A 6,107-nucleotide genomic window follows, 5' to 3' on the forward strand; every position below is an offset into this window, starting at 1 on the left:
CAGAAAGGGTGCGGGAGTGCGCGCCCTCGTCGGGACCGCCTGCGGCATCGCCGAGATGACGCGAGTCATCGCGGACGACGCGAGTCACCACGGACAGCACGGGCGACCGCAGACAACGATCCGTCGCGGACGGCGCGAGCCTGCACTGCTCACGTGTCGGCCAGACGTGTGCCGGCGGATCGCACCAGAAACGCGAAAGGTGTGCGGCTGCGGGGAATCCGCGGCCGCACACCTCGACCCAGGTCTTACTTCGTGTTCGTCTCCACGAACGGCGGGCGCACGACCTCGCAGCGCAGCGCGCGGCCGCGGACGTCTACCTCGACCTCGGTGCCGGGTTCGAGGCCCGCTTCGGTGTCGAGGAGGGCGAGGGCGATGCCGATCTTGAGGGTCGGCGAGAAGGTGCCGGAGGTCGTTTCACCGACCGGCTCGCCGTCGCGCAGCACCGTCTGCCCCTGCCGCAGTACACCGCGGTCGAGGGCTTTGAGGCCGAGCAGGGTGCGGCGCGGGCCCGCCGACTTCTCTTGTTCCAGTGCGGCTTTGCCCCAGAACTCCGGCTTCTTCCAGCCGACCGCCCAGCCCGTGCGGGCCTGCACCGGCGAGATCTCGAGGGAGAGTTCGTGCCCGTGCAGCGGGTAACCCATCTCGGTGCGCAGGGTGTCGCGGGCGCCGAGACCGGCGGCTTGACCGTCGGCGGCGCGCACCTGCTCGACAAGCGCGCGGAACAGCGGTTCGGCGTCGGCCCAGCGGGGCAGCAGTTCGTAACCGTGCTCACCGGTGTAGCCGGTGCGGCACACGCGGACCGGACGACCGTCCCATTCCGCGTCGGCGTAGGCCATGTACTCCATGTCGGTGGGCAGGCCGAGCGCGGTCAGCACGTCGGTGGACCGCGGACCCTGCACCGCGAACACGCCGTATTCGCGGTGCTCGTCGGTCACCGTGATGCCTTCGGGCGCCACCTTCTGCAGTTCCGCGACCACCGCCGCGGTGTTGGCGGCATTGGGCACGAGGAAGATCTCGTCGTCGCTGACGTAGTAGGCGATCAGGTCGTCGATCACGCCGCCTTCGGGCGTGCAGCACAGCGTGTACTGCGCCTTGCCCGGGCGGATGCGGCCGAGGTCGTTGGTGAGCGCCGAGTTCACGAAGTCCGCCGCGCCCGCACCGCGCACCGTCGCCTTGCCGAGGTGGCTCACGTCGAACAGTCCGACCGTGGTGCGGACCGACTGATGTTCGGCGACCGTCCCTGCATAGGAGACGGGCATTTCCCACCCGCCGAACGGAGCGAACGTCGCCCCGAGTTCGACGTGTACCTCATGGATAGGGCCTTGCAGCAGGTTCGAGTCGGTCACCCGGCGAGCTTATCCGCCAAGCCCCCGTCCCGAACCCACTCCCTCACCCCCACCGTCTGACCGCCCAGACGCCACCACCCGCACCGGCCTCCACCCCCGCACCTCGCATCCGACCCCGAGCACCACCAGAACCGCACACACCGCCGCGGCCCCGGCGCCTCCGCGACTATCCCCGGAACCACATCGGGCGCAGCGTCGGCCCACCCTCGGGCAGGTCGTGGTCGATGTTGGTGCGGGCGAACCCGTTACGGGCGTAGAGCCGGGCGGACCGTTCCGTGCTGGCTTCGAGGTAGGCGGGAACACCGGCCGAGGACGCCGCTTTGGTCTGGCCCGCGAGGATCGCGCCGCCCGCGCCTTTCCCGCGATGCTCCGGCACGGTGACGATCACCTGCAGGTACCGGTGCGGGAATTCGCGGGGGTGGGTGCGTGCCAGCAGATCGGAGACGTACGCCGCGCGCTGCAGCGGACGGATGTCCGGCGCGGTCGCGGCCAGCGCCCGCGCCTCGACCGCATCCTGTTCGAGCCGTTCCGCGGATGCCACGTGCTGCCAGATCGAGACCGCCCAGATCTGCGAGCCAGAGCCCGCGAGCCAGATCTCGTCGTCGGCCAGTGCGCGGTCGATCAGTCCGGGCACGTACTGCCCGCTGAACTGTTCGAAAGCATGGCCCGCGAGCACCCAGGCGGTCACCTCCTCGTCGGGGCTGGCGAGGGTGAACGCCTCGATGACCGCGTCGCGATCCTGCCGGCCTGCCTGTCGAACCGTGATCTCCATCGACCGTTCCTTTCGCCTGTGAACACTGTGTGCTCTCGCCAAGGTAGGCAGGTCAAACTAGGTTAGCTAGAATTTCGTCACAACTGTTCGTGTGTCGAAACGGAGCCGCTATGGCCTGCGGAATCTGCGGCGAGACGCTTGCGCAGCCCACGCGCGGCCGCAAACGCCGCTACTGTTCGCGCGCCTGTCAGGCCCGCGCGTATCGAGCCCGCCGCGACGAGGTGACTCCGGCCCCGCGCACGCCCCGACCGGCCAAATTGACCACGGTCGGCATCCTGCGCGCCGCCGTCGAACTGGCCGATCGCGACGGTATCGACGGCCTTTCCATGCGCCGCATCGCCAGCGCCCTCGGCGCGGCGACCGCGGGCCTGTACCGCCACTTCCCGGACCGGGAAGCGCTGCTCGAGGGCATGGCCGAACTGGTGCTCGGCGAGATCCAGCCGCCCGCAACCGAACTCACCGAGTGGCGGGCGCGCCTGGCGTACGAGGCCCGTGCGGAATGGCAGCTGTACCAGCGCCACCCCTGGATGCTGCCGATCCTCGCGCGTACCCGTCCGCCGGTCGGCCCCGCGCTCGCCGACATCCTCGAACGGTCGTTCGCCGCACTCGATCACCGCGGTCTCACCCGGGACGCGATGCTCGCGATCTATCTGTCGTTCTCCGGCTTGGTTCAGGGTCTGGCGCTGCTCACCAATTCCGAGCGTGCCGAGCGGTTGCGGGGTCAGGCGCTGGAGCCGCCGCCCGACCTCGCCGAGCTGCTCGACCCAGCCGCCCGGCCGGTGCTGCACCGGCTCTTCTCCGCCGGCCCGCCCGGCCCCGACCTGGACTTGGACCACGTCCTGGAGGCCGGGCTCGCGCTGCTCCTCGACGGGATCGCGATCAGACTGCCCAGTAGCCTGAGCCCATGACCGCTGTTGCAGATCGCTCACTAGGACCGGAACTCGCCCGCACTCAGACCATCAGCACGGACACCGACGTGCTCGTGCTCGGCTTGACGTCGTCGGAGAACGGCCCGGCCATCGTGCCCGAGGACCTGTTCGGCGACGTGCTCACCGCGGAGGTCCGGGCCGAACTGCTCGACCAGCTCGGCGCGGTCGGTGCGAAGGGCAAGGCCGAGGAACTGACCAGGGTGCCTGCACCGGCCGGGCTCGACGGGGTGACCAGCGTGCTCGCGGTCGGCCTCGGCGCCGCCGAGAAGATCGACGCCGAGCAGATCCGCCGCTCGGCCGGGGTAGCCGCCCGCGCGCTGTCCGGCACCGAACTCGTGGTGACCACGCTGTCCGGCCTGGATATCGGTGCCGCCGCGGAGGGTTTCTACTTGGGCGCGTACACCTTCACGCCGTTCAAGTCGGACAAGTCCGCACCCAAGCCGGATGAGCGCCCGGTGGCCCGGGTCGAATTGCTGGTGCCCGAGCCGGAATTCGGCGAGCAGGAGTTGTTCCGCGCGCAGCTGATCGCCGAAGCCGTCGCCACCGCACGGGATTTCGTCAACACCCCGCCGAGCCACCTCTACCCGGCCGAATTCGCTTCGCGCGCCCAGGAACTGGCCGAGGCCGCCGGGTTGCAGGTCGAGGTGCTCGACGAAAAGGCCCTGGAGGCAGGCGGTTACGGCGGCGTGCTGGGGGTCGGCAAGGGCTCGTCCCGGCCGCCGCGGCTGGTCCGCATCACCTATGCGGGCGGTCCGAAGAAGGTCGCGCTGGTCGGCAAAGGCATCACGTTCGACACCGGCGGCATCTCGATCAAGCCCGCGCAGAACATGGACAACATGACCTCGGATATGGCGGGCGCCGCCGCGGTCATCGCCACCACGCTACTGGCGGCGCGGCTGAGCCTGCCGGTCACCGTCACCGCGACGGTGCCGATGGCGGAGAACATGCCGTCGGCGACCGCGCAACGTCCCGGTGACGTGCTCACCCAGTACGGCGGCATCACCGTCGAGGTGCTCAACACCGACGCCGAGGGCCGGCTGATCCTGGCCGACGCGATCGTGCGCGCGAGCGAGGACGACCCGGATTACCTCATCGACGTCGCCACCCTGACCGGCGCCCAGATGGTCGCGCTCGGCACCCGCACGCCCGGCGTGATGGGCACCGACGAGTTCCGCGACCGCGTCGCCGCCGTCTCCCGCGCGGTCGGCGAAAACGGCTGGGCCATGCCACTGCCCGCGGAGTTGCGCGCGGACATCAACTCCAAGATCGCCGACCTCGCCAATGTCACACCGCACCGCTGGGGCGGCATGCTCTCGGCCGGCCTGTTCCTGAAGGAGTTCGTCCCGGAGGGCGTGCAGTGGGCCCACCTCGACGTCGCGGGACCGGCCTACAACACCGGCGGCCCGTTCGGCTACATCGGCAAGGGCGGCACCGGCGTCCCCGTCCGCACCCTCATCACCGTGCTCGAGGAAATCGGCGCGGAGTAGAAACCAGGCTCGTCGCCCGCGCGGACGAACAGTCGACCTCGTGCGCGCGGGCACCCGGCCTCACGCGCGGACGCACGAGCACCAGTTTCATACGCGGGGCACAGAAGTGCGTGCGCGCGGACACAATTGGCGCGCTGCGAACCCATGACAGCCACTCACCACCGGGCGGTCCGAGGCATGCAAACCCCCGTCGCCAGACGGTAGCCAGCGGCTATGGCAGCCCGTAGCCGACGGCTATAGATCGTGCAGATCCGCCTCGAATGCGCGCTGACGCTCGATCCGTTTGCGGGCGTCGTAGTCGCGCATCCGCTGTGGATATCCGGTCTTGCCGACGTCGTAAACGGGGATCCGCAAATCCTTGGCAAGCCGTTGCGCCCCGCGCTCCCCGACGATCCGCCGGGTCCATTCGCCGTCGGCCGCGACCAGCACGACAGTGACATCCGTCACGGTCGTTTTCGGTTCCACATAGCCTTCGACGCCGACGTGGGTGCGCACCCAGTCGGCCAGATAGCGGGCGTCGGCCGTACCCCCGAACCCGCTCGTATCGCGCCACCACCCCTGGTCGCGCCGCCTCGGAAACGATCCAGCAAACCCAACGACGCGCACCTCCTTTCACACCCCGGAGCATCTCGCCCACCGGTGTTTCCATCTTGCCAGCTCGAGCGAGTTCGCTGCCCTGTGCTACACGCCGCACCGCCAAGTGCAAGGATGGTTCGCGGTACAAGAACCACAAGGATCTCCGGTGCCACGCACAATGATCAGTGGCGTTCGGACTCGCGCCGCAACCCGCGACGGGGGTCCGCAGCGAGATCAACTGTTGTAGAAACCCGTCGAGCAGTCAGAGGAGTCAGAGGACATGGCCTTCTCCGTCCAGATGCCAGCTCTTGGTGAGAGCGTCACCGAGGGAACGGTCACCCGGTGGCTGAAGCAGGAAGGAGACACGGTCGAGGTCGACGAGCCGCTGCTCGAGGTCTCCACCGACAAGGTCGACACCGAAATCCCGTCCCCCACGGCGGGCGTGCTGTCGAAGATCGTCGCCCAAGAAGATGATGTGGTCGAGGTCGGCGGTGAGCTCGGCGTGATCAGCGAGGCCGGTGAGGCGCCCGCCCCGAGCTCGGCCCCCGAACCCGAGGCCGCTGCCGCGCCCGCGCAGGAAGCGCCCGCCGAGGAAGCCGTCGCCGCCGAGCCGGAGCCCGCGCAGGAAGCCCCCGCTCAGGAAGCCGCGCCCGCCGCGAGCGCGTCCGCCGGTGACGGCACCCCGGTCAAGATGCCCGAGCTGGGCGAGTCGGTCACCGAAGGCACCGTCACCCGGTGGCTGAAGGCCGTCGGCGACGAGGTCGCCGTGGACGAACCGCTGCTCGAGGTCTCCACCGACAAGGTCGACACCGAGATCCCCTCGCCGGTCGCGGGCACGCTGCTCGAGATCACCGCGCAGGAAGACGATGTCGTCGCTGTGGGTGGACAGCTCGGCGTGATCGGCAGCGGCACCCCCGCGGCCGCCGCGCCCGAGGCCCCGGCACCCGCGCCGAAGCAGGAACCCAAGCCCGAGCCCAAGCCGGAACCGAAGCCCGAG

6 protein-coding genes are annotated in these 6,107 nt (G+C 69.8%); 3 read left to right on the top strand and 3 right to left on the bottom strand.

Annotated features, from left to right (window positions below; genetic code table 11):
• Positions 1-245: 245 nt before the first annotated feature.
• Entirely contained in the window at positions 246-1,346 is a 1,101-nt protein-coding gene (gcvT, locus tag TY25_RS38425) for a glycine cleavage system aminomethyltransferase GcvT (RefSeq protein WP_042264974.1), read from the bottom strand.
• A gap of 166 nt (positions 1,347-1,512) precedes the next feature.
• Positions 1,513-2,118 carry a GNAT family N-acetyltransferase gene (locus tag TY25_RS38430; protein ID WP_042264976.1) on the bottom strand — a complete coding sequence of 202 codons (606 nt, stop codon included), beginning with the start codon at positions 2,116-2,118 and terminating at the stop codon, positions 1,513-1,515.
• Between the two features lie 110 nt (positions 2,119-2,228).
• Between TY25_RS38430 and TY25_RS38435 the strand changes: the two genes are divergently transcribed.
• Both TY25_RS38435 and TY25_RS38440 read left to right on the top strand, forming a co-directional pair.
• Positions 2,229-3,026, top strand: coding sequence for a TetR/AcrR family transcriptional regulator (locus TY25_RS38435; RefSeq protein WP_042264977.1), 798 nt, complete (start codon positions 2,229-2,231; stop codon positions 3,024-3,026).
• Entirely contained in the window at positions 3,023-4,534 is a 1,512-nt protein-coding gene (locus tag TY25_RS38440; protein WP_042264981.1) for a leucyl aminopeptidase, read from the top strand. The genes TY25_RS38435 and TY25_RS38440 overlap by 4 nt, the downstream gene beginning before the upstream one ends.
• 234 nt (positions 4,535-4,768) lie before the next feature.
• Here TY25_RS38440 and TY25_RS38445 read toward each other — a convergent pair whose 3' ends face one another.
• Complete coding sequence (locus TY25_RS38445; RefSeq protein WP_042264985.1) at positions 4,769-5,041, bottom strand: hypothetical protein; 273 nt, start codon at positions 5,039-5,041, stop codon at positions 4,769-4,771.
• A 349-nt stretch (positions 5,042-5,390) separates the two neighbouring features.
• On the opposite strand from TY25_RS38445, the gene TY25_RS38450 reads away from it, so the two are divergent.
• Positions 5,391-6,107: biotin/lipoyl-containing protein (locus TY25_RS38450; RefSeq protein ID WP_042264983.1), on the top strand; the 717-nt coding region annotated here is incomplete at its 3' end.

This window comes from Nocardia brasiliensis NBRC 14402, from assembly GCF_000308475.2.
Taxonomy (GTDB): domain Bacteria; phylum Actinomycetota; class Actinomycetes; order Mycobacteriales; family Mycobacteriaceae; genus Nocardia; species Nocardia brasiliensis.

Coding starts and splice junctions, on each gene's coding strand:
- TY25_RS38435 (WP_042264977.1), top strand. CDS start 2,229: ATGGCCTGCGGAATCTGCGGCGAGACGCTTGCGCAGCCCACGCGCGGC.
- TY25_RS38440 (WP_042264981.1), top strand. CDS start 3,023: ATGACCGCTGTTGCAGATCGCTCACTAGGACCGGAACTCGCCCGCACT.
- TY25_RS38430 (WP_042264976.1), bottom strand. CDS start 2,118: ATGGAGATCACGGTTCGACAGGCAGGCCGGCAGGATCGCGACGCGGTC.